This is a genomic window from Streptomyces sp. LZ34, from assembly GCF_053890475.1.
On sequence record NZ_CM132680.1, the window covers coordinates 1,326,319 to 1,351,802 of the forward strand.

Below are 25,484 nucleotides of genomic sequence, written 5' to 3' on the forward strand. Positions count from 1 at the left end.
CTTCCCGTCGCAGGCTCCCTGCCGCAGGCTCCCCGCCGGCTCATGTCGCCCAGTCCGTGTCCGGGCCGTCGGCACCGCCCTACCGTAGCCCCCTCGGCCCGCCGACCGACCATCCGCACACCCTACGGAACCCGAAGGCCCGGCCCGCCCTACTTCCAACCGCTGTCAGGGAAGTGCGGCGCCGTGAACGGATGGATCGTCTTGTAGTGATCGATCGTCCATCCCATCACCTTTCGGCCATCATCGAGGGTTTTGACCAGAATCCGCGCATCATCCGGGTTCTTGGCTCCCGGCACCCGGTATTCCTCCGAGTTCGCCCACGGCCGCTCGTGGGGAGCGTGGTCACCGGCGAACACCTTCGGATCGCCGGTGTGCGGGTCGGTCTGCCGGACTCCGTGGCCCGCCCGGATGTCCTCATAGGCCTGGACGAATTTCTTCGGCAGCCCCTGCGGGAGGGGATCCGACAGGCGTCCCGGGGACTTGTCGTAGTCGGGCGCAAGACCGAGCGGGTCGCTCCAGGTGTGGGGGTTGTGGACGTAGGTGGCCGGGTTGGGCGCGGGGGCGAGCCCCAGGGGGTCGGGGCTGGCGTAGCGCGCGGTCTCCGGATCGTAGTAGCGGTGGACGTTGTAGTGCAGCCCGCTTTCGGGGTCGAAGTACTGGCCCGGGAAGCGCAGCGGGGTGTACGCGCTGCTGCCGCGGGGCCAGGTGGTGGTGCCCCACAGGGTGGTGCGGGTGCGCCAGGCGATCGCGCCGCTCTCGTCGACGAGCTCGGACGGGGTGCCCACCAGGTCGGTGACGATGGCGAAGAAGCGCCGGTCGATCTCGCGGTGTCCGGTGGCGTCCGTGATGCGTTCCGACTGGGCAACGGGGTGGAGGCCGTCGTGGTCCCAGGTCATGACGATCCGGTCCGGGCCTCCCGGCACGGTGGTCGTCTGCTCGATCAGGGTGGTGTCGTCCCAGGTGAAATCGGTCCGCTCCAGGACCGTTTCGCCGTCCGCGGCCAGCCGCTGTTTGGCGGTGCGGCGGCCGAGGGGGTCGTAGAGGTAGCGCCACAGCGTGCCGTCGGGGGTGGTGAGGGAGGTCAGCCGGTTCTCGGCGTCCCACTCATAGCGCCAGGTGTCGGGCTTCTTCGACAGCCGGTTCTTCTGCCGCAGGGTGACCCGCCCGGCCGCGTCGTGCTCGTAGCGGACCCGGCCCGCGCGGGTGATGCGGGTGCCGGTGTACGCGCGCTCGCCGGTGGCCTCCGCGCCGGGGTGCGTGGCGGGCCAGGACGCCTGGGTCTGGTTGCCCGCCTCGTCGTAGGCGTAGGTCTCGCTCCAGCGCTGGGCATGGACCGCGGTGACCCGGCCGACGGCGTCCAACTCGAAGGTGCGGCGGCCGCGGAGGGCGTCGTCGACCGCGGCGAGGTGGCCGTCGGCCTGGTAGGTGTACGCGCGGCGCTGGATCGTCCCGGCGGCCGGCCCGGTCAGGGCCTGTTCGGTGAGGCGGCCCTTCACATCCCAGAGCTGGGACAGGGCCAGCCCGCCCCCGATGAGCCGGGTGGTCTCGCGGCCCGTGGCGTCGCGCTCGAAGCCGAGGGCGTGGCCGGAGGCGGTGAGGGTGGTGCGGCGGCCGGCGGCGTCGTAGGCGTAGGTGGTGGTGGCTCCGCCGGGTGTGGTGCGGCGGATGCGGCGGCCCAGCGGATCGTAACGGTGGGTCAGGACGCGCCCGTCCACCATCTCGCATTTCATCTGGCCCAGCCGGTCCCGCTGGAGGACGATCTCCGCGTCCGGTCCGGCGGCCGAGATCAGGCGTCCGACCATGTCATAGCCGTAGCTGGTGGTCCGTCCGGCGGCGTCCTTGGTGACGATGCGGCCGAGCACATCGCGCTCGAAGGCGATGGTCTCGCCCAGCGGTGTGGTGCGCGCGACCAACTGGCCCGCGGCGTCGTGCTCGTAGCGGATCGTACGGTCGTCGAAGTCGGTCTCGGAGATCAGCCGGCCCGCCGGGTCGTACTCATAGCACCAGCTCAGCCCCTGGGGGCCGGTGACCTTGGCCAGCCGCAGCTCGGCGTCGTGCTCGAACTCGTAGCGCGCCCCGCCCGGGCCGGTGCGCGCGGTGAGCAGGTCGAAGTGGGTGTACTCGTACGAGGTCACCCCGCCGCCCGCGTTGACGTGGTGGGTGCAGTTGCCCTCGCCGTCGTATGTCCAGGTCTCCTGGCTGCCGTCGGGGTCGAGCCGGCGCAGCAGCTTGCCCTCGACCGACCACTCCGTCCGGGTCGTCGCGCCGAGCGGGTCGACGACGGCGACCGGGCGGCCGAACGCGTCATGGCGGCAGATCGTGACCGCGCCCAGCGGGTCGGTGATCTCCACGGGCAGGCCGGCCGGGTCGCAGCGCACCCGGGTGGTCTCGCCCAGGGCGTTGCTGACCGAGGTCAGCCGGCCGAAGTCGTCGTAGGTGTAGCGGGTGGTGTGTCCGGCCGGGTCGGTGACGGCGAGTCGGTTGCCGCGCTCGTCGTAGGCGTAGGTCTGCGTGGTCCCGTCCACGCCCGTGATCGAGACGGGGAGGCCCAGGTCGTTGTGGCGGATGGTCGCCCGCTTGCCGTCGGGGCGGGTGACGGCCTCCAGCCGGCCGTGCCCGTCATAGGCGTACGCGGTGCGGTGGCCGAGGGCGTCGGTGTGGGCCAGCACCCGGCCGTGGCGGTCGTATTCGGTGCGGGAATGCGCGCCCAACTGGTCGATCTCGCCGACGACCCGGCAGGAGTCGTCGATCAGGTACTTGAGGGTGTGGCCGGCGGCCGTGGTGACGGTGGTGATCCGATGGCCGGTGCGCTGGTCGACGCCGTGGTAGTCGACGCGGATCGAGACATGGCCTTCGGTGCCGCCCTCCGCGATGCAGCGGTGAAGGTTGTCGTAGACGTAGTCGTAACGCCGGTCGTTGGTGTCGGTCCAGGAGATCACCCGACGCTCGTCGTCGTACTCGAACCGCAGCGGCAGACCGGAGGAGTTGATGACCTCGGTGAGGTTGCCGTCGGTGTAGCCGTAGCGGAGCACCGTCAGATCGGAGCCGTCGGAGGCGGCGCCCGCCAGGCGCAGGGCGGTGATCCGGCCGTCCTGCGTCCTGAATTTCAGGTGGTAGCCCGCCGAGTGCACTATCTCGGTCGGCGTGCCGTCGAAGCCGTAGTGAAAGCTGATCCGGTTGCCGTTGCGGTCGTGGATCTCCTCGATGGGCGCGATGCCGTCGGCGCCGCCCGCGGGCGCCGTGAAGCGGTGGGTGCGGCCGGTGTCGAGATCGGTGACCGTGTAGTCCCCGTCGACCGTGCGCTCCAGGGGCCAGCGCGCGACGCCCGCCTTGGGCAGGGTGGGCAGGTCGGGCGCGGGGTGCGGATAATCCAGCAGCCGCCCGTCCTCGCAGACGAAGACCACGCCCTCCGGGCCGATCTCCAGATGCTGGTCGGCCGTGCTCGACCACGACGGCCCGAACCACCGCCCCACCCGGTACCCCGACTCCACCCGCCGACGGAACTCCAGCGGCAGCACACCCGGCAGGGTGAGGTCCGTCTGCGGCAGGAACATCCGCCCCGTGGCGAAGTCGATCGGGTCCGAACCCTTCGTCTCCTTCGTGCCGTCGGGGGTGCTGCGCTGGTGGGGACCGCCCTCGTCCAGAAGGCCGCGGCCGGGCGGCTTCAGCTCGGAGGCGCGCCTGCCGAGTGTCGCGACCTTCTTGATTCCGCCGAGGCCCTTGGTGCCGATCAGCTCCGGCACCAGCCGGCCGAGACCCTCAGAGGGATCCTTCTTGAAGGTGTCCCACATGTCCCCCAACGTCCCCCACGGGTCGTTGGCCACCCGCACCAGACCGGCGACGGTGCTGTTGAGGTTGGTGACGAACTCCGCCGGGTGCGTGATGTTGTACGGATCCAGCGGGTTGATCTGCCGCGCGAAATTGGCGATACCCGCGGTCCCCTTGACGATCCCGCCGACGAAATGTGAAGCGTCCAGGTTCAGCCCTTCCAGGCCGTCCACCAGCTGCTTGCCGTACGAGGGCTTGTCCGGCGCCTTGTCACGCGCCGTCTCCACCGCCGACTTCGCCGTCGTGTGCGCCTCGTTCCGCTGCCGCCGCGCCTCGCTCAGAATGTCCTGCGCGGCCTGGACATCCGAAGTCCCCGGATCATGGAACCCCCCGGGCTTCTCCGGCAACGTGGAAGGATCACGCTCATCGGCGGGCTTGGCGTTGTACGCCTCCGCCGCCTTGTTGTACGCCGACACCTTGTCGCTGTGCGCCGACCGCGCGTCATCCGACGCCTTCTTGCCCTTCTTGTAGCGCGCGATCGCGTCCTCGGCCTGCTTCTGCGCCCACGCCACCGTCCCGGCGAAACTCTCCAGCGCCCCCGCCGCCTTCTCACACGCGTCCGCCGCCGTGAACCACTTCTTCGGCTCGACCGACACGCTCTCCCGGAACCTGTCCGCCGCCTGACCCTTGAGATGGCCGGCATCCAGCCCCTGCAACCCCTTGCCCACATTGTCGAACGCCGTCTGGAAATCCTTCAGATGGCCCGCCGTGGAACGCAGCTTGTCCGCACTGCCGTGCACCAGCTTCTTGGGGTCCTCGGTCTCACCCAGCTGCATCTCGTCGACATCCGCACCCAGCGCGTTCGCCACCGAGTCGCTCTTGTCACGGACCCAGTCAGCACCGCTCTCCCAGCCGACATCATCCAGCCGGTCCGCCGTCCAGTCCCCCACATCATCGACGACCTCACCGACATCCTCGACCCGGTCCTCGACCCAGTCCTCGACGCCATCCGGTATGAAATCCCCGAGTCCCATAAACGCTTCTCCCCCGATCAGCGGTCGTACCAGCCATGTCCCATGGCTGTCGTGCCTGCTCGCCGAGCGGCCGCGGCCCTCCGCCGCGGCCGCTCGCCACCCGCCCTCTCGCTACTCGCCCGGCTGCTGCGCCTGCTGCTGGGCGCGCTCCTCAGGAGAGGGGCCGAAAGTCTCGTCCAGCTGCTGGTTGAAGGTCTGGTCGTCGATGCCGAGCATGTTGTTCATCATGTCGGTCTGCATGCCGCCCCTGCCCTCGGTGAGCAGGGAGCGTCCAGTGTCCTTCCAGGTCTGCCCCATCTCGTCGCCGGCCCGGTCCCAGGACGCCGCGCTGTAGTCCGGCATGTCCGGGGTGAAGATGTCGCCCCAGCCCTGCTTGGCGACCTCTTCCTCCGACAGGTGCGGATTCCCGGTCGGCGACAGGGCGTTGACCGTGACCTTCAGCGTGTTGCCCCAGTACTGGTCCTCTTCCCACATCAGGCCCGCGGCCAGGCCCAGCCGGTTGGCGATCTCGTTGGCGTCCTGGACGAGCGCCCGGACTCCCCACTCCCAGCGGTCGCAGAACCCCTCGAACGCGTCGGCCAGCCCCTTGCCCCCGGCCTCCATCTTGGACATCGTCATGTCCGAGAACCCGGAACCGTGGAGCGCGCCGGTGTTGTCCCCGACGTCCTTGAGTTCACCGATCGCCGCCCGCAGACCCTTGGTGATCAGGTCCACGGACTCCTTGCCGACATTGAGATCCCCGTCGTTGCTCACTGCCCGGCCCCCTGTGCCCGCTCGTCGCCGTCCCCGATGTCGTCCCCGTTGTCGTCCACATCCACCGCGACCTCGTCCGGGACGATCCCCCGCACCGGCGGGAACATCATCGACCCGTCCTCGTCCGCCACGTCCACCGCGACACCCGCGGGGCGGCCCATCTCCGGAACCATCACATCCAGCAGCCGCGCCCCGAGCACGGCGGCGAACTCCCACTCCTGGCCGGGGTCGGAGCCGCGCGCGGTGGCGAACCGGGCCAGCGCGGACTCGTCGGTGAAGGCGTAGATCCAGCGGATGCCGCCGTATTCGGCCGTCATGAAACCGCCGTCGGCCACCGGCACCAGCACCGCCGTGCGCCGGAACTCGCCGACCATCGCGGCGGGATCACCCGCCCCCGCGCGCACCGCGGCTATGTGCTCAGCCAGTTCCATCGGCGGCCCCCCGTTCCTGGTCCGGTGCCTGTTTCATCAACGGCATCGCTCGTCACGGTACCGTTGCACGGCTCCATGATCACCACTCGCGTCGTCCACTGTTGCAAACCTCGTACAAACGGCGCCCCGCTGGACTAGCAGGCCAAACAGGTCAGCCGCCCGGAGCGTCCTGATACGCCTCGCCGCCCAGCTCAAGGGCGGCGGTGCCCGCGGTGGCGTCCGCCAGCCAGGCACGGAAGGCGTCGATGTCCGCGTCGGGGAGCCCCAGCTCGATCGTCACGGCCTCGGCGTACCGCACGCCGCGCACCGCGCGCCGGGTCGCCCGGAGGTCGTTCTCGAGCCGTCCGGCCCGCTCGTGGCCGACGGTGACGGTCGCCAGCCGGAACCGCTGCCGGGTGACGGTGCCCAGCGCGTCCAGCGCCTCGCCGACCACCCCGCCGTAGGCGCGGATCAGCCCGCCCGCACCGAGCTTCACACCGCCGTAGTAGCGGGTGACGACGGCCACGGCATACCGCATCTCGCGGCGCAGCAGCATCTGGAGCATCGGCACCCCCGCCGTGCCGCCCGGCTCCCCGTCGTCGCTCGCCTTCTGGACGCCGCCGTCGGCGCCGATGACGTACGCGTAGCAGTTGTGGGTGGCGGTGGGGTGCTGCTCGCGGACGCGGCGGATGAAGTCCTGGGCTTCGTGCTCGGTCGCGGCGGGCGCGAGGGAGCACAGGAAGCGCGATTTGCTGATCTCGATCTCGTGCACGCCCTCGCGCGCGACCGTCCGGTACCGCTCCTGCATCGGGCCACCCTACGCTCTCGGCTTCCCGGGGCCGCCGGGGGAATGGCCCAGGGCCCGTGCTCGTTGCCGAACGCAGATGACCATCAGTTCGACCATCCGGCCACAGGAGGCAGGCGTGTACGGCGATCCGGCGGAGATCCGCAAGATCCTGACCGAGCTCGGTGACACCTGGGCGGTGGTGGGGCTGTCCTCGAACCAGGCCCGGGCGGCGTACGGGGTCGCGGGCGTGCTGCGGCGCCATGGCAAGCGGGTGGTCCCCGTGCACCCGAAGGCCGAGACGGTGCACGGCGAGCAGGGGTACCGGTCGCTGTCGGACATCCCCTTCGAGGTGGACGTGGTGGACGTGTTCGTCAACAGCCACCTCGCGGGCGCGGTCGCCGACGAGGCAGTGGCCATCGGGGCCAAGGCGGTGTGGTACCAGCTCGGTGTGGTCGACGAGGCCGCGTACGGGCGCACCCGCGCCGCGGGGCTCGCCATGGTCATGGACCGCTGCCCCGCCATCGAGCTTCCCCGGCTTGCCTGACTCCTCGGGTCCGTCGTCGAAGGGGGCGCCCGGCGGGTCAGACGCCGAGGCCCTCCAGCAGCTCCGCTCCCGGCAGCGCGGCGAGCGCCTTGCCCGGCAGGATGAGCTTGCCGCGGCGGCTGCCGCTGCCGATGAGCACGTACGGGGTGTCGGCGACGGCCGCGTCGACCAGGACCGGCCAGCCGGCGGGCAGGCCGAGGGGCGTGACGCCGCCGAACTCCATGCCGGTCTCCCCGAGCGCCGTCTCCATCGGGGCGAACGAGGCCTTGCGGGCGCCGAGCCGGCGGCGCACCACGCCGTTGACGTCCACCCGGGTGTGGGAGAGGACCACACAGGCGGCGAGGGTGACCTCGCCGCCCCGCTTGCCCGCGACCACCACGCAGTTCGCGGACTGCTCCAGCAGCCAGGCCCCGTAGCTCTCCACGAGCACCGCCGTGTCGGCCTTCTCCGGGTCGGTGTCCACGTACAGCACCTGCTCCACCGGCACGGGGCCGCGCCAGGCGCGCACCGCGTCGGCCACCGGCGCGGTCAGCAGGTCAAGGCATTCGACGGCGGGACGGGGATCGTCGAAGGCGTCCATCGGCGTACTCATGCGGTCAAGTTAACAGGCCGTCCGGCTGCCCAAACGCCGCCGTCACCGCCACTCCCGCCGCCTCTGCCGACCCGCGCCCGCCGCCTCAGCGCGCCGGGGGCACCGAGACGGTCATGGTCATCTCCACCGTCTCCGCCCCGTCGTTGCGGTAGCCGTGGGGGGCGCTCGCCTCGAAGGCCGCAGAGGTGCCGGCCGGCACCCGGTGGCTCTCGTCCCCGACGGTCAGCGTCAGCTCGCCCGCCGTGACGTGCAGCAGCTCGAACGTGCCGGACGGATGCGGGTCCGAGTCGCTGCCGTCGCCCGGCATCAGCCGCCACTCCCACATCTCCAGCGGTCCGGGTGCCTGCGTGCCGACGAGGAGCGAGGTGTAGCTGCCGGCGTCGGTGGACCACATCCGCACCGCCTGGTCGGCGGGGACGAGCTGGACCTGGGGACCGCTCTCGTAGTCGAGCAGGGTGGTGATGCTCACCCCGAGCGCGTCGGCGAGCTTGACCGTGGTGCCCACGCTCGGGTTGGTGCGGGCCTGCTCGATCTGGATGATCATGCCGCGGCTCACCCCGGAGCGGGCCGCGAGGGCGTCCAGGGTGAAGCCGCGCTCATTTCGCCAGCGTTTGAGGTTGCGGGCGAGCGACTGGGTGAGCTGGTCGAGGTCCGTCACGGTCCGTCCGTCCAATATTCTGAATGGCGTAGTCGAACAAACTGAACTACGGTGTGGTGCACTCTGCACTTCTTATGGTCCACCACACTGTACGGCGAGGTCTCACCATGTCCGCACTCTTCGCTCTGGCCACCAGCCTCCTGCTGGGCCTGGCCGACTTCGGCGGAGGGCTCCTCACCCGGCGCATCCCCGCGCTCACCGTGGTCGTCGTCTCACAGGGCATCGCGGTCGTCGCCCTGGGCGCCATCGTCACGGCCAGTGGCGGCTGGGGCGAGGCCGGGCCGCGGCTGTGGTACGCCGTCGCGGCGGGCGTGGTGGGGCCGGTCGGGTTGCTGTGCTTCTACCGGGCGCTGGCGCTCGGCCCGATGGGGGTCGTCTCGCCGATCGGCGCGCTCGGCAGCGTGGCCGTCCCCCTCGGCGTCGGGCTCGCCCTCGGCGAGCGGCCCGGCCTGCTCCAGTTCGCCGGGATCGCGGTCGCGGTGGCCGGCGTCGTGCTGGCGAGCGGGCCGCAGACCGACGGCACGCCCGTACAGCGGCGGACGCTGCTGCTCACCCTGGTCGCGGCGGTCGGCTTCGGTTCGGTCATGTCGCTGATCGCCGCGGCGTCCACCACGCTGACCGGGCTGTTCCTCGCACTGCTCGTCCAGCGGGCGTGCAGCGTCGCGGTCGGCGGCGCCGCGTTGTACGCGTCCGTACGGCGCGGCAACCCGGCGCTCGACCCGGCCGCCGGGGGCGTGCGCGCGCTGTGGGCCGCGCTGCCCACCCTGGCCCTCGTGAGCCTGGCCGATGTGGCGGGCAACGGCACCTACAGCGTGGCCGCCCAGACCGGTCCGGTGACCATCGCCGCGGTGCTCGCCGCCCTCTACCCGGTCGTGACCGCGCTCGCGGCGCGCGCGGTCCTCAGCGAGCGGCTGCGCGCGGTGCAGGCGACCGGCGCCGGGCTGGCGCTGGCGGGGTCGCTGCTGCTCGCGACCGGATGAGCGGGCGCCCAGGTGAGCGTGCGCGTAGGGGCGCCCCGAGACTGAGCGGGAAGAGCGACGGTGGGGCTCCTGGGGCTACGGTGCCTCCGACCGCCGTTCGCGGCGGCGACGGATGAGACCGGGCCGAGACCGGGCCGAGACGAGGGAGTGGGCAGTGACGGAGCAGGCGTTGATCGCGGGCGTGGGCGGCAAGGAGCCGAAGGTCGATCCGGAGGCGTTCGCCGCCCCGACGTCCGTGGTGATCGGCGATGTGACGCTGGGCGCCGGCGCGAGCGTCTGGTATCACGCGGTGCTGCGCGGCGACGCCGAGGCGATCAGCGTGGGGGCCGGGAGCAATATCCAGGACAACTGCACGGTGCACGCCGACCCGGGATTCCCGGCCACCGTCGGCGAGCGGGTGTCGGTGGGCCACAACGCGGTGCTGCACGGCTGTGTCATCGAGGACGATGTGCTCGTCGGCATGGGCGCCACCGTCCTCAACGGCGCCCACGTCGGCGCCGGCTCCCTGATCGCCGCGCAGGCGCTGGTCCCGCAGGGGATGCGGGTGCCGCCGGGCTCGCTGGTCGCGGGGGTGCCCGCGAAGGTCAGGCGGGAGCTGACCGAGGAGGAGCGGGAGGGCATCCGGCTGAACGCGGAGGGTTATACGGAGCTGGCCCGCCACCACCGCGACGCCACGCTGGAGCGTGAGCGGCGGGAGCGGCGGGCCTGAGCGGACGCGGGTCAGCGGACGAATGAAGGTCAGTCGGCGGCCGGGACCGGCTCGGCCGTCTCCGGCCCGGCGCCGGGCGCCGCCTCGGACCCGGCTGCCGGCGCGGCCGCATGGGCCTTCTTCGCGCGCCGCTTCATCACGAGCATCGAGCCGAGACCGAACAGCAGGGCCGCCACGAGACCGAGCCAGGAGAAGCGCTTGAGCCAGTCCTCGGCGACCTTGCCGACCGAGTAGATGACCGCGGTGGTGCCGCCCGCCCAGACGATGCCCCCCAGCACGTTGGCGATGAGGAACTTCCAGTACGGCATCCGCAGCACCCCGGCGAGCGGGCCGGCGAAGATGCGCAGCAGCGCGATGAAGCGGCCCACGAAGACCGCCCACATGCCCCACTTCTGGAAGGACCGCTCGGCGGAAGCCAGGTTCTCGGCGCTGCAGTGCTTGGGGAACTTCCGGCTCAGCCAGGCCAGCAGCGGCTGGCCGCCCTTGTGGCCGATGAGATAGCCGATCGAGTCGCCGATGACCGCCCCCGCGATGGCGGACGCGCCCAGAATGTACGGATTGATGTGGTCTTGAGAGGCCGCCAACAGGCTCGCGCTGACGAGAATGATCTCTCCGGGGAGCGGGATGCCCAGGCTCTCCAGACCGATGACCAGGCCTACCAGCAGATAGATGCTGACCGCCGGTACGGTCTCGAGCCACTGATCGATGTGCAACGCCGATTCCTCCCCATTGCCCGTGCTCTTCCCGCCGTGCGCCGAATCGGCGCACGGCGGGAAGCCTACTCAATCAGCGCGCGGTCGCCACATCCCACATGCCGCACTGATGATCACGGGGGGCGGCACCCGTCACCGCGCTCCCTCCCTGGGAGACGGTCCGCAGCGCCAGTACGGTTCCCGGCGCGGTGTGCTGTTCCGGCATCGCGGGCCCGTCCGGCGCCCGCGGCACCCCGGTCCGCACGAACGACGTCCAGTAGGCGCGCATCTGCCGGGCGAGCGCCCGCTGCTCGGCGTTGAACGGGGCCTCGTGGCCGAAGTGGTGGAAGAGGTACTGCAACTCGTTCACATGGGTCGCGCCGAAGTCGAAGTCGGTGCCCAGGTTGCGCAGCGACTCGAACGGCGGTGAGGTGCGGTCCGCGAACTCATACGCGTAGACGGGCGCGCGCCCCGCCAGGGCCCGGTCCAGGCGCAGCGCCGTACAGGCGAAGGTCGCATCGCCGTGGACGGTGCCGTAGGCGATCGTGGGCGAGGGGAAGTCGCCGACCGGATAGCGCCCCAGCACGCGCGCGCCCTGCTCCGGCCCGAAGACGCCGGTGATCACCTGCGGGTACTGCTCGGCGGTCAGCGGTCTGCCCTGATAGTCGAAGGCGGAGAAGATGAACATCCGCCCTTCGTCGCGGTTGGCCCCGTTCAGCACCGGCACCCGCGCGGAGCGGCCGGTCGCGAACGCCTCGGAGGGTTGGACGGGCAGGAAGTCGCCGCCGGCCACCGGCGCCCAGGGGTAGCGCCCCTGAGCCTCGAGGATCTGCCGTGGGCTCTTGGCGCGCAGGCATGTGGCGGCTGTCGCCGGGTCGTCGCAGCCGAGGGACGCGGCGAAGGCGGTGCCGCTGTCGGCCGCCTCCCGGCGGGTGCTCGCCGCGCAGTCTCCGTAGGCGCCGCTCTGGATGATCGCGGCGCGGAACAGCCCGCGGGCCGGGGGCGAGGCGAGCTGGGTGCACACCGAGCGTCCGCCGGCCGACTCCCCGGCGATGGTGACCCGTGCCGGGTCGCCGCCGAAGCGGGCGATGTTCCGGCGCACCCAGCGCAGGGCGGCCTGCTGGTCGAGCATCCCGAAGTTCCCGGAGGTGCCGTCCGCGGCCTCGCCGTCCAGGGCGGGGACGGAGAGAAAGCCCATGGCGCCGACCCGGTAGTTCACGGTGACGGAGACGATGCCTCCTTCGGCGGAGAAGGTGTCGGGCACCACATCGGATCCGGCCCCGGCGGTCAGCCCGCCGCCGTGGAACCAGACCATCACCGGCGCCCGGCCGGGCCGGGCGCCCGTGGGGGCGTAGACGTTGAGACCCAGGCAGTCCTCGGTATACGTGGGCTGCTCATAGCCCGGGTCCCAGCTGACGCCCTGGACGCAGCGGCCGCCGAAGCGGGTGGCGTCGCGTACGCCCTGCCAGGCGGGCGCGGGCCGCGGGGCCCGCCACCGCAGCTCACCCACCGGCGGTGCCGCGTACGGGATGCCGAGGAACTGCCGGCCCTGGGCGTCGGCGGTGCCCTTGACCCAGCCGGAGTCGGTGCGCACCAACGGGTCCGCGGCCGCCGGCCCGGCGTGTGCGGGCGCCGCGGTAAGCGCGAGGCCTGACACCCAGACGGCCAGCAGCACGGCGGCGCGCCGCGCGCGTTTCAACGCTCTCATCGGCCCTCCCGCTCATCTGCCCGGCAGGGGCACCGCTCGGCGGTCTCAGGGCGGATCCCGCATCCAGGGCAGATACACCTATATATGCGTCCGCACGCTAAGACCGCCTCATGAGCATGTCAATAGCGGCCTGAGTTACCCCTCGGTATCGTTGCTGAGGAAGGGGCGGCCGTAGCAGCCGTCCCCGGCCCCCTTTATGGTTACTGGCCATGTGGCCAGGACAGCAGCCGCCCGGGGGCGAGCAGAACCCGCAAAGCCCGAACCCCTATCAGCAGCCGGGGTATCAACAGCCGAACCCGTACCAGCAGCCGGGTTACCACCAGCCGAATCCCTATCAGCAACCTCAGCAACCTCAGCAACCTCAGCCGGGGCAGCCGCAGGGACAGCCGCAGCCGCAGGCTCAACCGCAGCAGGGACAACAGCCGCAGCAGACGTACGACATGCCCACGCAGGCATGGGGCGCCCCCGCGGTGCAGCCCGGCCCGCCCGAGCCGCCGCGGAAGAAGAACCGCACGACCGTCGTCGCCATCGTCGCGGCGGTGGCGGTGGTCGCGGCCGCCGCGGTGACCGCCGTGCTGGTGATCAACAAGGACGACGGCAAGGGCGACGCGGCGAAGGGCGACAAGAAGCCCTCTGCCGCCGCGTCCTCGTCCAAGGACGCGCCCTCGCAGGGCGGCGGCAGCGGCGGCGAGGACAACCCGCGCGCGAGCGAGACCGTCAAGCCGGTCATACCCGGCTGGAAGACGGTCATCAACCCCAAGCGCCACGACGTCTTCGACGTCCCCGCCGGCTGGTACGTGGCGCCCCCCGACTCCATGAGCTCGTTCTCCAAGGACGGCAAGCCGCTCATCTCGATGACCGGCCCCGCCTATTACAAGGAGGACAACTGCACGGTCAAGGACAAGAAGACGGGCGTCACGCTCTCCAGCCCCCTGGCCGGCACCGGCACCAAGGGCGCCCAGGGCGCCAAGACCCAGGCCGAGGCCGCCAAGAACGAGGCGCTCAACTGGGTCTACGCCGCCTTCGACCAGGACAAGACCGGCACCTTCAAGTACACCAAGCCGAAGAAGTTCACCAGCGACCACGGCATCAAGGGCTACTCCTCCTCGGCCACCGTCACCGGCGTGAAGAAGACCGGCAAGTGCTCGTCGGACGGCAAGTCGTTCACCGTCACCTACACGGATGTCAACGGCGACTTCGCGACCTGGGTCCTCTACGCGGCCAAGGGCGTCAAGGACGAGGTCCCGGACGAGACCATCAAGAAGATCATGAGCACGCTGCGGCCGCTGAAGTCCGGTTCCTGAGCCGGCCCTGCTGCCGAGCCGATCCTGTTCCTGAACCGATCCGGCCGAAATCCGCTTGGCTCCGGGGCCCGCCCCCAGGGATAGTCCGCTGGTGACCATCCCCTCAGCCCCGCGCCGCCCCGCCTGGGCCGGCCGTAACTACACCCTGCTGACCGCCGCCGCCGTCGTGACGGGCCTCGGCAACGCCGGCGCCCTGATCGCGGCGGCGTTCGCGGTCCTGGACGCCGGCGGGGACGGCGGCGACGTCGGCCTCGTCGCCGCGGCCCGCACCATCCCGCTCGTGGTCTTCCTGCTGATCGGCGGCGCGGTCGCGGACCGGCTGCCGCGGCACCGCGTGATGGTCGCGGCCAACACCCTCAACTGCCTGTCCCAGGCAGCCTTCGCCGCGCTCGTGCTGTCCGGCGAGGCACGGCTGTGGCAGATGGCCGTGCTCTCCGCGCTCGGCGGCACCGGGCAGGCGTTCTTCTCCCCCGCCGCCGAGGGCATGCTGCTCTCCAGCGTCGACGGCGAACACGCCGGCCGCGCCTTCGCGTTCTTCCGGATGGGCATGCACGGCTCGCAGATCGGCGGCGCGGCGCTCGGCGGCGCGCTCATCGCGGCCTTCGGCCCCGGCTGGGTCCTGGCCGTCGACGCCGCCGCCTTCGCCCTCGCGGGAGCCCTGCGCGCCTTCCTCCACGTCGGCCAGGTGGCCAGGCGCGAGGGCGGCGGGCTGCTGCGGGATCTGCGCGAGGGCTGGCAGGAGGTGGCCGGCCGGGCCTGGCTGTGGAGCATCGTGGTGCAGTTCTCGGTGGTCAACGCCGTGGTGGCGGCGGCCGAGGCGGTGTACGGGCCGCTGGTCGCCGAGGAACACCTGGGCGGGGCGCGGCCCTGGGGGCTCGCGCTCGCCGCCTATGGCGTCGGCACCGTCCTGGGCGGGCTGCTGATGACGCGCTGGAAGCCGCGGCGGCTGCTGCTGGTCGGCACGGTGTGCGTCTTCCCGTTCGCCCTGCCGTCGGCCGCGCTCGCCGTCCCGCTGCCCATCCCCGCCCTGTGCGCGGTGATGTTCGTCGGCGGCGTCTCCATCGAGGTGTTCGGCGTGTCCTGGATGACCGCGCTGCATCAGGAGATCCCCGAGGACAAGCTGTCGCGGGTCGCCGCGTACGACTGGTTCGGCTCGGTGTCCATGGTCCCCCTCGCCACGGCGCTCACGGGCCCGGCCGAGAGCGCCTTCGGCCGCACCACCGCGCTGTGGGGGTGCTCGGCGCTGATCCTGCTGCTGACCCTGGCCGTGCTTGCGGTGCCGGAGGTACGACAGCTGCGGCGGCGCACCGCCGGGCCCGCCCCCGCCGAGCCCGCCGAGCCCGCCGCGGAGAGGGTCGTTCCCGGCCAGGCGGACGGGCCGGAGCCGGTCAGCCGATACTGAACGCGCCGCCCGGCGGCTCGGGCGAGGGCACCGCGTCCACATCCCGTACGGGCGCGGCCCGTTGGACGAAGCGTTCCAGCGCCGCCCCGTGCTCGACCCGCGCGGGGAAGGCGTCGGCGGCGGTGCGGCGCGCCAGGGCGTCGACCGGCAGTTCGTCATCCGAGGCCACGAGCACCGCGTTGCCGAACCGGCGGCCGCGCAGCACCGCGGGCTCGGCGATCAGGCACAGATGGGCGAAGGCCGTCTGGAGCGTGGCCACTTGGGAGCGGAGGAAGGTGAAGGGCGCGCCGTCGGCCAGATTGGCCGTGTAGCGGCCTCCCGGGCGCAGCGCCCGGGCGGCGGCACGGGCGTACTCGACGGAGGTGAGGTGCGCGGGGACGCGCGAGCCGCCGAAGACGTCGGCCACGATCACGTCGGCGGACGCCTCGGGTGCAGCCTCGAGCGCGGTACGGGCGTCCGCCCGGCGCACCGCGATCCCCGACCCGGCGGGCAGCGGCAGCCGCTCGGCGACCAGCTCCAGCAGCTTGCCGTCGGCCTCGATCACCTCCTGGCGTGAACCGGGGCGGACGGCCGCCACAAAGCGCGGCAGCGTCAGCGCCCCGCCGCCCAGGTGCAGCACGTCCAGCGGGGTGCCGGGGGCGCCGGTGAGCTCCAGGACGTGCGCGAGCCGCCGCGCGTACTCGAACTCCAGGTGGGTCGGGTCGTCCAGGTCGACGTACGACTGGGGGGAGCCGTCCACCGTGAGCAGCCAGGCACGCGGGCGGTCCACGTCGGGCATCAGCTTGGCGGTACCGCGGTCCACGTCCCTGATCACGGGTATCGGCTCGTCCACGCTCACATTGTGCCGCGTGCGGCGCGTGGTCACGGCCGCCCCGGTACGCGTACCGGGGCGGCCGCGCGCTCACGGCTGGTCCGCCACCGCGGTCACCGTGCCCGCGCCCACCGTGCGCCCGCCCTCGCGGATCGCGAAGCCAAGGCCGGACTCCAGCGGCAGCGCGCGCCCGAGCTCGACCTCCATGGCGACGGTGTCACCGGGCCGGGCCACGCCCGTCGCGCCGAGGTCGACGTCGCCGACCACATCGGCCGTACGGATGTAGAACTGCGGGCGGTAGCCGGTGGAGACCGGCGTGCGCCGGCCGCCCTCCGCCGTCGACAGGACGTACACCCGCGCGGTGAAGCGCCGCCGGGGCACCACACTGCCGGGGGCGGCGACCACGTGGCCGCGGCGCACCGCGTCCCGCGCGACGCCCCGCAGCAGCAGCGCCACGTTGTCCCCGGCCTCGGCGAACTCCATCGGTTTGCCGAACGTCTCGACACCCGTGACCACCGTCGTGGTGTCGGCGCCCAGCACCTCCACGCGGTCGCCGACGCGGACCGTGCCGCGCTCGACGGCACCGGTGACGACCGTGCCGCGCCCGGTGATGGTCAGCACGTTCTCCACCGGGAGCAGGAACGGCGCGTCGGTGTAGCGCACCGGCATCGGCACATAGGTGTCGACCGCGTCGAGCAGGGCCTCGATGGAGCCGGTCCAGCGCGGGTCGCCGGCCAGCGCGCGCAGCCCGGAGACCCGTACGACGGGGGTGGCCTCGCCGGGATAGCCGTGCGCGGACAGCAGCTCGCGCACCTCGAGCTCGACGAGGTCGGTGAGCTCCGGGTCGCCCGCGTCGGCCTTGTTGAGGGCGACCACGATGTGGTCCACACCGACCTGACGGGCGAGCAGCACATGCTCGGCGGTCTGCGGCATGACGCCGTCGAGCGCCGAGACGACGAGGACCGCCCCGTCGAGCTGGGCCGCGCCGGTCACCATGTTCTTGATGAAGTCGGCGTGGCCGGGCATGTCGACGTGCGCGTAGTGGCGGGTGTCGGTCTCGTACTCGACGTGCGAGATGTTGATGGTGATGCCGCGCGCCGCCTCCTCCGGCGCCCGGTCGATGCGCTCGAAGGGGACGTACGTGCCGCCGGCGCCGCGCTCGCTGAGCACCTTGGTGATGGCGGCGGTCAACGTGGTCTTGCCGTGGTCGACATGGCCGATGGTGCCGATGTTCAGATGCGGCTTGGTGCGCAGGTAGGCCTGCTTGGACATGCTCCCGTTCCTCCTCGGAACAGCAATGGGCGGTAAGGCGGTAAGGAGGACCCCAGGGCCCGACCGACCCTCCCCTGATGGGGTCCGTCGGAGCTGTCCGAGGAGGGTCAGAGTCGGGCGCCGTCGAGGCAGGCGGATGCGCAGGCTGCGGCGGGGAAAACGATGTGGAGGACGGCAGCCTTCGGCGCGTCCGCGACCGCGGACGTGAGCTCGAAGAAGGGCTGCCGGAACATGACATGGATCGTCGCGTATCGCGGCACGTCCGTCGAATGGTTTTCCGCGGCCTGGGATCCCGTGGCCGGGCTTCCCACGACCAGGCTTCCCGTGGCTTGGATCCCCGCGAGCCGGCCTGGTAGGTCATGCCGGTCGGTTACGCTCCTTCGATGCTCGATGCCGCCGCCCCGCCCGCGCCCGCGCCAGCCGCACCGGCTGTGCACCGCGCCCGCGCGCTGTTCTCGCCACGGTTGCGCCTGTGCCTGCTGGTGGCTCTGCTGGCGGGCGCGGCGGGCGCGGTCTGGGCGTGGCAGCCGCACCGGCTGCTGGCCGAGGGGTGGCCGCCGCAGCTGTCCGGTGGTACGGCCGTGGCGGTGTTCACGCTCGCGTACGGGGGGTGTGCCGCGGCTCTGGTGCCGCGGCCGCTGCTGAACCTGGCGGCCGGCGCGCTGTTCGGGGCGTCCACGGGGCTGGTCGCGGCGGTGGCCGGCACGGTGCTCGGCGCCGGTGTCTCGTTCGGCCTGGGCAGGCTGCTGGGGCAGGACGCGCTGCGGCCGCTGCTGCGCGCCCGCTGGCTGGCGGCGGCCGACCGGCAGCTGAGCCGGCACGGGTTCCGGTCGATGCTGGCGATCCGGCTGTTCCCGGGCGTCCCTTTCGCCGCCGCGAATTACTGCGCCGCCGTGTCGCGGATGGGCTGGCTGCCCTTCCTGTTGGCGACCGGCCTCGGCAGTGTGCCGAACACCGCCGCGTACGCGGTGGCGGGCAGCCACGCCACCACCCCGACCTCGCCGGTGTTCCTGGCCGCGCTGGCGTGTGTCGCGCTGCCCGCCCTCGTGGGCTTCGTGGTGGCCTGGCGCAGGCGGGGCCGGCTCGGCGACACCGCTCCGGAAACCGGCCCGCCGGTGGCCGGAAGACCAGGGTCTTAGTGGGGCTCTTACCCAGGGACGGTACGCTGCCCGACGACCGGCGTTGATCCACAGCGGCCGGTTTCCCGCCGGCCACCCCGCCTGACCCGCCGCTGCGCCGGTCAGTGCATGATCAGCCTTGGATAGCGTAGACGCGATGTCGTGGTTCGAATCATTCATTCTCGGACTGGTCCAGGGGCTGACCGAGTTCCTGCCGATCTCCTCCAGTGCCCATCTGCGGCTGACCGCCGCCTTCGCGGGGTGGCACGACCCCGGCCCGGCCTTCACGGCCATCACCCAGATCGGCACCGAGACCGCTGTGCTGATCTACTTCCGCAAGGACATCGCCAACATCGTCTCGGCCTGGTCCCGCTCGCTCTTCAACAAGGAGTGGCGCGGCAACCATGACGCCCAGATGGGATGGTTGGTGATCGTCGGCTCGATACCGATCGGTGTGCTCGGTGTGACCCTCAAGGACCAGATCGAAGGCCCGTTCCGCGATCTGCGGCTGATCGCCACCACGCTGGTGGTGATGGGCCTCGTCCTGGGCTTCGCGGACCGGCGGGCGGCGCGCGACGAGACCGGCGGCAAGCACCGCGCCCCCGTACAGCGCAAAACACTGCGCGAACTCGGCGTCAGGGACGGCCTGATCTTCGGTGTCTGCCAGGCGATGGCGCTGGTGCCGGGCGTGTCCCGCTCCGGCGCGACGATCAGCGGCGGTCTGCTGATGGGCTACACCCGCGAGGCCGCGGCCCGCTACTCGTTCCTGCTCGCGGTGCCCGCGGTGCTGGCCTCCGGAGCGTACGAGCTGAAGGATGCCTCGGACGGGCATACGGCGTGGGGCCCGACGATCTTCGCGACGGTTATCGCCTTTGTCGTGGGATATGCGGTCATCTCATGGTTTATGAAGTTCATCAGCACCAAGAGCTTCATGCCGTTTGTGATCTACCGGGTGCTGCTGGGCCTGGTGCTGTTCGCGCTCATCGGGTTCGGCGTGCTGAGCGCGCACGCGGCCGAGTCCGCGGGGTGACCGAAAGCGCCTCCCGAGATCGGAGCGGCAGCGGTTCTGCGGGGTTCGATCCCCGCACGCGCGAACGCGTTTCCACCACAAAGAAGTAACCGCAAGCCTGCGCACCGGGAGGCGCGGCGCCTACTCTAGCCGCCCGCGTCGCCGGGGACGATCGGATTACCGATCCGCCCCCGGCGACGCGGGCGGCTTCATGCCCAGGGAGGGGGGTGGGCCGCCGGCCGAGGAGGGAGGGAGTCCGGCGGCCCCTTCGCCCAGGTCTGGCACACCTGAGCGGGCTGTAGGAAGACTCAATCACCACGCCGCCGATCGCGGGAGGGTGTGCGATAGATATATGCATGCACTCTCATCACACGGGGTGTGAATCCGTCACACTCCGTGCGAGCCTTACCCAACGCTGCGCGCCGCCCCGATCACCCGGGCCAGCTCGGTCAGCGAGTCGACGCGCCAGTCCGCCATCGCCGCGTCAGCCGAGTGCGCCCATAGATGCCCCCACGGACCACGCCGGATATGCGCCGCCCGCAGCCCGGCTGCCTTGGCGGGACGGATGTCCAGCGCCGGGTAGTCGCCCACGTACACAGTCTCGTGGGGCGCGGCTCCGGCCAGGTCCACGACCTGGCCGAAGAAGCGGGGATCGGGCTTGGCGACGCCCCACTGAGCGGAGGTGGCGACCTCGTCCACCGGAAGCTCCAGCGCGCGCAGCAGCTCACCCGCGCGCTCCGTCTGGTTCCCGGCCACGACGACCCGGGCCCCGAGCCCCCGCAGCGCGCCCAGGGCCGGCCGTACGTCCGGATACAGATCCGCCTCGTCCAGGCACTCCCCCAGCCCGGCCTCCTCGCGCGCCCGCCACGCGGCCCGGACATCCACCCCCGGCCGCGCGAGCCGGATCGCCTCCGCGTCCTCCCACCCCTGCGCGACCACGGCCCCGACCAGCGCGGACAGCGTATGCCGGGGAACCCCCAGCCAGTCGGCCCACGAGGCCCAGTACCGGTCCTCACGCACCAGAGTCGAGCCGACGTCGAAGACGATCGCCGCCGGCACGGACCCCGCCCTACGAACCACCCGGCCCGCCGAATCCGTCGCCGCCCGCGCCGCCCTCCCAGTCCGCGTACCGGATCCGGGGCCGCTCCAGCACCTCCCCGAGCGTCGCCCACTCGTCCTTGCCCAGCCGGGCCAGCGGACGCAACCTGGTCACCTCGGGGTGCCCGTCGTCCATGACCTGCTCATCGACCGCGGCGTGCACCACCCGGCCGAACACCACGGTGGAATCCCCGAGCCGCACCGTGCTGTGCAGCTCGCACTCCAGCGCCACCGCCGAAGCCGCCACCCGCGGCGGCTTCACCCGCAGACTCGGCTCCCGCGCGATGCCCACCGCCTCGAACTCCCCGACCTCAGGCGGAAAGTCCGTCGCCGTCTCGTTGATCTGCTCAAACAGCTGCTCGGGCGCGAAGTTCACCACGAACTCCCCGGTCTCCTCCACATTGCGCAGCGAGTCCTTGCGCCCCACGGAGGTGAACTGCACGATCGGCGGGGCCACACAGGCGACCGTGAAGAAGGAGTGCGGCGCCAGATTGCAGATCCCGGCGGCCGAGACGGTGGACACCCAGGCGATCGGCCGGGGGACGACCACGGAGGTCAGCAGCTTGTAGAAGGGAGTGCGGCCCACGGCCTCGGGGTCGAATTCGATACGCATACCGCCCAGTATCCGCATATCCGGCGGCCCATCCCAACGACGGCTCGCGGTCTCACCCGGCCCGTGGGGACATCACGGCAGGCCGTGCCCCTAAAGGGTCCACCTGCCGATGCGTTCCGTGTCGACCCCCATGGCATCCATCTGGTACGTCACGGCCGAGATCTTCGCGTCCTTCGGCACCTCGTAGAGCACCCAGCCGGTGATCTGTTTGCCCGCCTGAAGATTCAGCATGTTTGTCAGGGAGTCGCCGACGGTGGGGGACCCGGCTTTGCCGCGGTAGGTCTTTCCGGCCGTGTCGACGACCGTCGACTCGGCGTACCCGCTGTCGTTGTAGGTGCTGTTGCCGGTGTTCACGATCGTGAACTGGACGGTGACCAAGCGGTTTCCGTCGGCTGCCCCGAAGTAGTCGACCGAGGGCTTCGCGTTGTCCACGAACTTCTTCAGCGTGATGTCGGCCCGGTGCGGGCTCGTGTCACCCAGGCCCACTATTCCTTCGAGTGCGAGGGTGTCGCCGAGCTTGCCGACCAACGGGTTCGGGTTGCCGGTCGTGGCCTCCGGCGACTTCTCGCTGCCTGGTTCGGCAGCGCCGCTGGAGCGGGTGTCCTTCGTCGGCCCGCCCTTGCCACCGTCCCCGTCCGAACCCCCACATGCGGTAAGGACTGCGGTGAGTGCGACGACCGCCGCGGCGGCAGCGATGGAACGGTGGTGCATGGAATCCCCCGGGATATTCCGTGAAACCAGGTCAGCGGCGACGTTCCTGATCCTCGTACAGAACAGTGAACCTGGCCATGCTGGTTCTGTAACCAAACGGTGCCAAGCTGAGGCTGTGCGGCCCTGTCGGTTGCTCCGTACCGAAAATGCGGGCGATCGACGTCGACCGGCCCGTGGATCATACGATGTGTCCATGCCACACGAGGAACACGACAAGGCGGTCGCCCTCCCCGACGCGGAGCCGCGGCGCGGCACGCCGCGGCCCGCCGCCTGGGTTCGTATCCTCGCGGTCGTCGCCCTCGTGTCGGCGGCGGTCAATCTGCGGCCCGCCGTCACCAGTCTCGGCCCCGTACTCGAGGAGGCTCGCGACGCCCTCGGGATGAATGCCACCGTCGCCGGGCTGCTCACCTCGGTACCGGCGGTGTGCTTCGCGCTGGTCGGCTTCGGCGCGCCCCGGTTGGCCCGCCGGTACGGCTCCCACGGCGTCATCGCGGCCGGTCTCACGGCGATCACCACCGGTCTGGCCCTGCGCTCCTTCGCTGCGGACACCGTCCTGTTCGTCACGCTGAGCGCCCTCGCGCTCGCCGGGATCGCGGTGGTCAACGTCCTGCTCCCGGTCGTGGTCAAGCAACGCTTCCCGGACCGGGTGGGCGCGATGACCGGCCTGTACGCCATGGCGCTCAACCTCGGCGCCTCGACCGCCGCCGCCGTCACCGTGCCGCTGGCCCGGATGTCCGGGGGCGGCTGGCGGGTGGGGCTGGGTGCCTGGGCGGCCCTGGCCGCCGTCGCCGTACCGGCCTGGGTCGCCCTCGCCCGGGACCGCACCGGATCCGCCGCCCGAACACCGGAGGCCGGGTCCGCGGCGCCGGACTCCCCGCCCGCCGTCCCGCTCACCCGCCAACCGACCGCCTGGGCGCTGGCCGCCTACTTCGGTCTGCAGGCCACCGCCGCGTACGTCATCATCGGCTGGCTGCCGCAGATCTTCCGGGACGCCGGGGTCTCCGCACAGACCGCCGGCCTGCTCTTCGCCGTCACCTCGGTGCTCGGGGTGCCCCTGTCGTTCGTGCTGGCCGCTGTGGCGGGACGGCTGCGTCACCAGAGCGGAATCGCCGCGGCCCTCGGGGTGTTCGGGCTCGCCGGATATGCCGGCCTGTGGGCGGCGCCGGCCTCCGCGCCCTGGCTGTGGGCCGTCCTGCTCGGCGTCGCCAACTGCTCCTTCCCGCTCGCCCTGACCATGATCGGGATGCGGGGCCGGGACAGCGCGACGGTGATCCGGCTGTCCGCCTTCGCGCAGAGCGCCGGCTATCTGCTGTCGGTCCCCGGCCCCATCCTGGTCGGGGCGCTCTACCAGCACAGCGGCGGTTGGCGGGCGCCGCTCGCCTGCATGGCGCTGCTCATGCTGCCGCAGCTCGTGGCGGGTCTGCTCGCGGGCCGCGACCGGCAGATCGGCTGACCTGCTGACGCGGGTGCGCGAGAGCGCCGGGGCCCGGCCCGAGGGCTCCCGTCATCCGGGCCCCGCCGCGCCGGCCCGCTCACGGGCGGCGCGCTCGCGATGGCGGGCCGCGGGATGGTCGGCGGGGACCCTGGCTCGGCCCACACCCTGGAGGCCTTCGCGCAGTGTGGAGCCGTCGTAGGCGTACGGGACACGGCCCCGGGCGCGCAGGAAGAAGAAGTCCTTCTGGCCCGCGGTGCCCTGACGGCGCAGCACGTTGACGTAGACGAAGTGGCTCTGCGGGATCTGAGCGAGGCTGGCGTCGGCGGAAGCGAGCAGGCGGAGGGAGCCGACGCCGCGCGTCCCGCTCGGCGTCGTCAGCGATCACGGACACGGCGCTCACCGCGCTCATCCGGTGGCCGCCAGCAGGGTCGTACGACCGCCGAGGGCGGCGGAAAAGCGGTCGACGACCTGTCGCAGGGCCTCGGCGGAGCCGGGGGCGACGGTGAGTGTGCCGTCGCCGCCCGCCACGATGTCCTTGTCGAGGGTGAACCACCCCTGCGCGATGTGCGCGGCGCCCATGGAGCTGAGCACCGGGCGCAGCGCGTAGTCGATGGCCAGGACGTGGGCCGTGGTGCCGCCGGTGGCCAGCGGGAGCACGGTCTTGCCGTCGAGGGCGTACTGCGGGAGCAGGTCCAGCAGAGCCTTCAACAGGCCGGAGTAGGCGGTCTTGTAGACGGGAGTGCCGATCACGATCCCGTCCGCGCGGGCGAAGAGGGCCGTGGCCCGGGCGATGACGGGGTGCCGGAAGTCGGCTCCGAGCAGCGCTTCGGCGGGGATGGTACGGACGTCCAGCGGGATCACCTCGTGCCCCTGGGCCGCCAGCCGGGCGTCCAGGTGGCGCAGCAGCCGGGCGGTGCGGGAGGTGGCGGCAGCAGTGTCGTCCGCGACTCGATTTCAGCGGATCGGACAGCGCGCGGACACCGCCGCGGCGGGGTACGGGAGCCATGCGCCCCCGTACCCCGTGGCGGTCACTTGTTGGTCTTGGGCAGGCCGGGCGGGTTGATCTCCGACTTCTTGAGGGCCTCGGCCGACAGGCCCCAGCGCTTCAGCACCTTCGCGTAGCTGCCGTTGTCGATGATCTCGTTGAGCGCCGAATTCAACGCCTTGACCAGTCCGTTGTCCTTCTTGGTGGTGGCCGCGATCAGACCCTGGAGGGTGGCGCCGGCGCCGGAGTAGGTGCCGACGATCTCGGTCTGCCCGGCGGAGGCCACATGGTAGGCGGCGGTCGGGTTGGGGCCGAGGAAGAGCTCGATCCGGCCGGAGGCGAGCGCGAGGTAGGTGTCGCTCTGGTTCTGGTAGTACTTGATCTTCACCGGCTTGCGGCCGGCCTTCACGTTCTCCTTGCTCCACTCGACCAGAAGCTTCTCCTGGTTGGTGCCGGTGTCCACGGCGACGGTCCTGCCCGCCACGTCCTTGGGCCCGGTGACCTTCAGGCCGCTGCCCTTCTTCGACTCGAAGGCCAGGTCGTCCTTGCGGTAGGTGGCGAAGTCGTACTTCTCCTTGCGCTCCTCGGTGTCGGTGATGTTGCTGAAGCCGACGTCGTACTTGCCGCTGTCCAGGCCGACGAACATGTTCTCCCAGGAGACGGTGTTGAGGTGCGGCTTGAGGCCCAGCACATTGGCGACCAGATAGGCCAGGTCGGGCTCCACGCCGATCATCGTCTTGTTGTCGGTGGCGTAGAAGGTCAGCGGCGCGGAGGAGTCGGAGGAGTCGACGATCTCCAGCGTGCCTCTCTTGCGTATCTCCGCGGGCACCTGCGCGGCGATGGAGCCGACTTTGGGGGTGGTGACGCGCTTCTGGTCCGCACTCAGGTTGATCTTCGTACGGGTGCCGTTCTTGGCCTTGACCTCGGTCGTGCCGCCGTCCGAGGGGTTGCTGCAGGCGGCGAGGACAAGGGCCGCGGCGAGCGAGAGGACGGCCGTGGCGGAACGGCGGCTGAGGCGGGTGGACACGGGGGGATCTCCTTGCTTCGGGGGAATTTCGGGGAATTTCCGGGGAATGGCGGATGGCCGCAAG

General features: G+C 71.6%; 25 protein-coding genes. 8 read left to right on the forward strand and 17 right to left on the reverse strand.

The window, feature by feature from the left end:
- Positions 1–149: 149 nt before the first annotated feature.
- The 4 genes from ACWY4P_RS04530 to ACWY4P_RS04545 form a co-directional block, all read right to left on the reverse strand.
- Positions 150–4,802: a putative T7SS-secreted protein gene (locus ACWY4P_RS04530; protein WP_456208803.1), complete on the reverse strand. Its 4,653-nt coding sequence runs from the start codon at positions 4,800–4,802 to the stop codon at positions 150–152.
- Positions 4,803–4,913: 111 nt separating this feature from the next.
- Entirely contained in the window at positions 4,914–5,555 is a 642-nt protein-coding gene (locus tag ACWY4P_RS04535; protein ID WP_456208804.1) for a hypothetical protein, read from the reverse strand.
- The gene (locus ACWY4P_RS04540; RefSeq protein ID WP_456208805.1) at positions 5,552–5,986 is read right to left on the reverse strand and encodes an SseB family protein; all 435 of its coding nucleotides are present in this window, start codon (positions 5,984–5,986) and stop codon (positions 5,552–5,554) included. Before ACWY4P_RS04540 ends, ACWY4P_RS04535 begins: the two co-directional genes overlap by 4 nt.
- Positions 5,987–6,137: 151 nt before the next feature.
- A complete protein-coding gene (locus ACWY4P_RS04545) occupies positions 6,138–6,773 on the reverse strand; it encodes a YigZ family protein (RefSeq protein WP_456208806.1) in 636 nt (211 codons plus the stop codon).
- A 115-nt stretch (positions 6,774–6,888) separates the two neighbouring features.
- Here ACWY4P_RS04545 and ACWY4P_RS04550 point away from each other — a divergent pair, with 115 nt between their 5' ends.
- Positions 6,889–7,296 carry a CoA-binding protein gene (locus ACWY4P_RS04550; RefSeq protein WP_456212811.1) on the forward strand — a complete coding sequence of 136 codons (408 nt, stop codon included), beginning with the start codon at positions 6,889–6,891 and terminating at the stop codon, positions 7,294–7,296.
- Between the two features lie 37 nt (positions 7,297–7,333).
- On the opposite strand, the gene ACWY4P_RS04555 is transcribed toward ACWY4P_RS04550, so the two are convergent.
- Together ACWY4P_RS04555 and ACWY4P_RS04560 are read right to left on the reverse strand one after the other, a co-directional pair.
- On the reverse strand, positions 7,334–7,888 hold the full coding sequence (locus tag ACWY4P_RS04555; RefSeq protein ID WP_456208807.1) for a YbaK/EbsC family protein: 555 nt from the start codon (positions 7,886–7,888) through the stop codon (positions 7,334–7,336).
- 85 nt (positions 7,889–7,973) lie between these two features.
- Positions 7,974–8,546, reverse strand: a complete 573-nt coding sequence (locus ACWY4P_RS04560; protein ID WP_456208808.1) for a helix-turn-helix domain-containing protein — start codon at positions 8,544–8,546, stop codon at positions 7,974–7,976.
- Between the two features lie 107 nt (positions 8,547–8,653).
- Here ACWY4P_RS04560 and ACWY4P_RS04565 point away from each other — a divergent pair, with 107 nt between their 5' ends.
- Positions 8,654–9,526 (forward strand): EamA family transporter, encoded by an 873-nt coding sequence (locus ACWY4P_RS04565; RefSeq protein WP_456208809.1) that lies wholly within the window; start codon positions 8,654–8,656, stop codon positions 9,524–9,526.
- Between the two features lie 154 nt (positions 9,527–9,680).
- Complete coding sequence (locus tag ACWY4P_RS04570; protein ID WP_456208810.1) at positions 9,681–10,235, forward strand: gamma carbonic anhydrase family protein; 555 nt, start codon at positions 9,681–9,683, stop codon at positions 10,233–10,235.
- 29 nt (positions 10,236–10,264) lie between these two features.
- Here the strand turns inward: ACWY4P_RS04570 and ACWY4P_RS04575 are convergent, their stop codons facing one another.
- Positions 10,265–10,948, reverse strand: a complete 684-nt coding sequence (locus ACWY4P_RS04575) for a DedA family protein (RefSeq protein ID WP_456208812.1) — start codon at positions 10,946–10,948, stop codon at positions 10,265–10,267.
- A gap of 73 nt (positions 10,949–11,021) precedes the next feature.
- Positions 11,022–12,635 (reverse strand): carboxylesterase/lipase family protein, encoded by a 1,614-nt coding sequence (locus tag ACWY4P_RS04580; protein ID WP_456208813.1) that lies wholly within the window; start codon positions 12,633–12,635, stop codon positions 11,022–11,024.
- A 440-nt stretch (positions 12,636–13,075) separates the two neighbouring features.
- On the opposite strand from ACWY4P_RS04580, the gene ACWY4P_RS04585 reads away from it, so the two are divergent.
- Together ACWY4P_RS04585 and ACWY4P_RS04590 are read left to right on the forward strand one after the other, a co-directional pair.
- Entirely contained in the window at positions 13,076–13,939 is an 864-nt protein-coding gene (locus ACWY4P_RS04585) for a hypothetical protein (RefSeq protein ID WP_456208814.1), read from the forward strand.
- Positions 13,940–14,030: 91 nt separating this feature from the next.
- Positions 14,031–15,341, forward strand: coding sequence for an MFS transporter (locus ACWY4P_RS04590; protein WP_456208815.1), 1,311 nt, complete (start codon positions 14,031–14,033; stop codon positions 15,339–15,341).
- On the opposite strand, the gene ACWY4P_RS04595 is transcribed toward ACWY4P_RS04590, so the two are convergent.
- From ACWY4P_RS04595 to ACWY4P_RS04605, 3 genes are all read right to left on the reverse strand, one after another.
- Positions 15,328–16,173, reverse strand: coding sequence for a spermidine synthase (locus tag ACWY4P_RS04595; protein ID WP_456208817.1), 846 nt, complete (start codon positions 16,171–16,173; stop codon positions 15,328–15,330). The genes ACWY4P_RS04590 and ACWY4P_RS04595 overlap by 14 nt on opposite strands.
- A 69-nt stretch (positions 16,174–16,242) precedes the next feature.
- Positions 16,243–17,424: an elongation factor Tu gene (gene tuf, locus ACWY4P_RS04600; protein WP_456208818.1), complete on the reverse strand. Its 1,182-nt coding sequence runs from the start codon at positions 17,422–17,424 to the stop codon at positions 16,243–16,245.
- Between the two features lie 107 nt (positions 17,425–17,531).
- On the reverse strand, positions 17,532–17,657 hold the full coding sequence (locus ACWY4P_RS04605; protein ID WP_456208819.1) for a hypothetical protein: 126 nt from the start codon (positions 17,655–17,657) through the stop codon (positions 17,532–17,534).
- 150 nt (positions 17,658–17,807) lie between these two features.
- Here ACWY4P_RS04605 and ACWY4P_RS04610 point away from each other — a divergent pair, with 150 nt between their 5' ends.
- Both ACWY4P_RS04610 and ACWY4P_RS04615 read left to right on the forward strand, forming a co-directional pair.
- Positions 17,808–18,563 carry a TVP38/TMEM64 family protein gene (locus ACWY4P_RS04610; protein WP_456208820.1) on the forward strand — a complete coding sequence of 252 codons (756 nt, stop codon included), beginning with the start codon at positions 17,808–17,810 and terminating at the stop codon, positions 18,561–18,563.
- A gap of 136 nt (positions 18,564–18,699) precedes the next feature.
- Positions 18,700–19,572 carry an undecaprenyl-diphosphate phosphatase gene (locus ACWY4P_RS04615; RefSeq protein ID WP_456208821.1) on the forward strand — a complete coding sequence of 291 codons (873 nt, stop codon included), beginning with the start codon at positions 18,700–18,702 and terminating at the stop codon, positions 19,570–19,572.
- Positions 19,573–19,956: 384 nt separating this feature from the next.
- Here ACWY4P_RS04615 and ACWY4P_RS04620 read toward each other — a convergent pair whose 3' ends face one another.
- The 3 genes from ACWY4P_RS04620 to ACWY4P_RS04630 all read right to left on the reverse strand — a co-directional run bounded on the left by ACWY4P_RS04620 (position 19,957) and on the right by ACWY4P_RS04630 (position 21,973).
- Positions 19,957–20,610, reverse strand: coding sequence for an HAD family hydrolase (locus tag ACWY4P_RS04620; RefSeq protein ID WP_456208823.1), 654 nt, complete (start codon positions 20,608–20,610; stop codon positions 19,957–19,959).
- Between the two features lie 10 nt (positions 20,611–20,620).
- Positions 20,621–21,262: a flavin reductase family protein gene (locus tag ACWY4P_RS04625; RefSeq protein WP_456208824.1), complete on the reverse strand. Its 642-nt coding sequence runs from the start codon at positions 21,260–21,262 to the stop codon at positions 20,621–20,623.
- 90 nt (positions 21,263–21,352) lie between these two features.
- Entirely contained in the window at positions 21,353–21,973 is a 621-nt protein-coding gene (locus ACWY4P_RS04630) for a DUF4352 domain-containing protein (RefSeq protein WP_456208825.1), read from the reverse strand.
- Between the two features lie 193 nt (positions 21,974–22,166).
- Here ACWY4P_RS04630 and ACWY4P_RS04635 point away from each other — a divergent pair, with 193 nt between their 5' ends.
- A complete protein-coding gene (locus tag ACWY4P_RS04635; RefSeq protein ID WP_456208826.1) occupies positions 22,167–23,426 on the forward strand; it encodes a CynX/NimT family MFS transporter in 1,260 nt (419 codons plus the stop codon).
- 51 nt (positions 23,427–23,477) lie between these two features.
- Here the strand turns inward: ACWY4P_RS04635 and ACWY4P_RS04640 are convergent, their stop codons facing one another.
- From ACWY4P_RS04640 to ACWY4P_RS04650, 3 genes are all read right to left on the reverse strand, one after another.
- Positions 23,478–23,681, reverse strand: a complete 204-nt coding sequence (locus ACWY4P_RS04640) for a hypothetical protein (protein WP_456208827.1) — start codon at positions 23,679–23,681, stop codon at positions 23,478–23,480.
- Between the two features lie 132 nt (positions 23,682–23,813).
- A complete protein-coding gene (gene ssuE / locus ACWY4P_RS04645) occupies positions 23,814–24,314 on the reverse strand; it encodes an NADPH-dependent FMN reductase (protein ID WP_456212812.1) in 501 nt (166 codons plus the stop codon).
- 122 nt (positions 24,315–24,436) lie between these two features.
- Complete coding sequence (locus ACWY4P_RS04650; protein WP_456208828.1) at positions 24,437–25,420, reverse strand: ABC transporter substrate-binding protein; 984 nt, start codon at positions 25,418–25,420, stop codon at positions 24,437–24,439.
- Positions 25,421–25,484 lie beyond the last annotated feature (64 nt).

What these genes read in the sequence shown, in the direction of transcription:
- ACWY4P_RS04540 (WP_456208805.1), bottom strand. Translation starts at nt 5,986, where the DNA reads ATGGAACTGGCTGAGCACATAGCCGCGGTGCGCGCGGGGGCGGGTGAT.
- ACWY4P_RS04625 (WP_456208824.1), bottom strand. Translation starts at nt 21,262, where the DNA reads ATGCGTATCGAATTCGACCCCGAGGCCGTGGGCCGCACTCCCTTCTAC.
- ACWY4P_RS04555 (WP_456208807.1), bottom strand. Translation starts at nt 7,888, where the DNA reads ATGAGTACGCCGATGGACGCCTTCGACGATCCCCGTCCCGCCGTCGAA.
- ACWY4P_RS04610 (WP_456208820.1), top strand. Translation starts at nt 17,808, where the DNA reads ATGCTCGATGCCGCCGCCCCGCCCGCGCCCGCGCCAGCCGCACCGGCT.
- tuf (WP_456208818.1), bottom strand. Translation starts at nt 17,424, where the DNA reads ATGTCCAAGCAGGCCTACCTGCGCACCAAGCCGCATCTGAACATCGGC.
- ACWY4P_RS04635 (WP_456208826.1), top strand. Translation starts at nt 22,167, where the DNA reads ATGCCACACGAGGAACACGACAAGGCGGTCGCCCTCCCCGACGCGGAG.
- ACWY4P_RS04585 (WP_456208814.1), top strand. Translation starts at nt 13,076, where the DNA reads ATGCCCACGCAGGCATGGGGCGCCCCCGCGGTGCAGCCCGGCCCGCCC.
- ACWY4P_RS04545 (WP_456208806.1), bottom strand. Translation starts at nt 6,773, where the DNA reads ATGCAGGAGCGGTACCGGACGGTCGCGCGCGAGGGCGTGCACGAGATC.
- ACWY4P_RS04565 (WP_456208809.1), top strand. Translation starts at nt 8,654, where the DNA reads ATGTCCGCACTCTTCGCTCTGGCCACCAGCCTCCTGCTGGGCCTGGCC.
- ACWY4P_RS04530 (WP_456208803.1), bottom strand. Translation starts at nt 4,802, where the DNA reads ATGGGACTCGGGGATTTCATACCGGATGGCGTCGAGGACTGGGTCGAG.
- ACWY4P_RS04615 (WP_456208821.1), top strand. Translation starts at nt 18,700, where the DNA reads ATGTCGTGGTTCGAATCATTCATTCTCGGACTGGTCCAGGGGCTGACC.
- ACWY4P_RS04630 (WP_456208825.1), bottom strand. Translation starts at nt 21,973, where the DNA reads ATGCACCACCGTTCCATCGCTGCCGCCGCGGCGGTCGTCGCACTCACC.
- ACWY4P_RS04580 (WP_456208813.1), bottom strand. Translation starts at nt 12,635, where the DNA reads ATGAGAGCGTTGAAACGCGCGCGGCGCGCCGCCGTGCTGCTGGCCGTC.
- ACWY4P_RS04605 (WP_456208819.1), bottom strand. Translation starts at nt 17,657, where the DNA reads ATGTTCCGGCAGCCCTTCTTCGAGCTCACGTCCGCGGTCGCGGACGCG.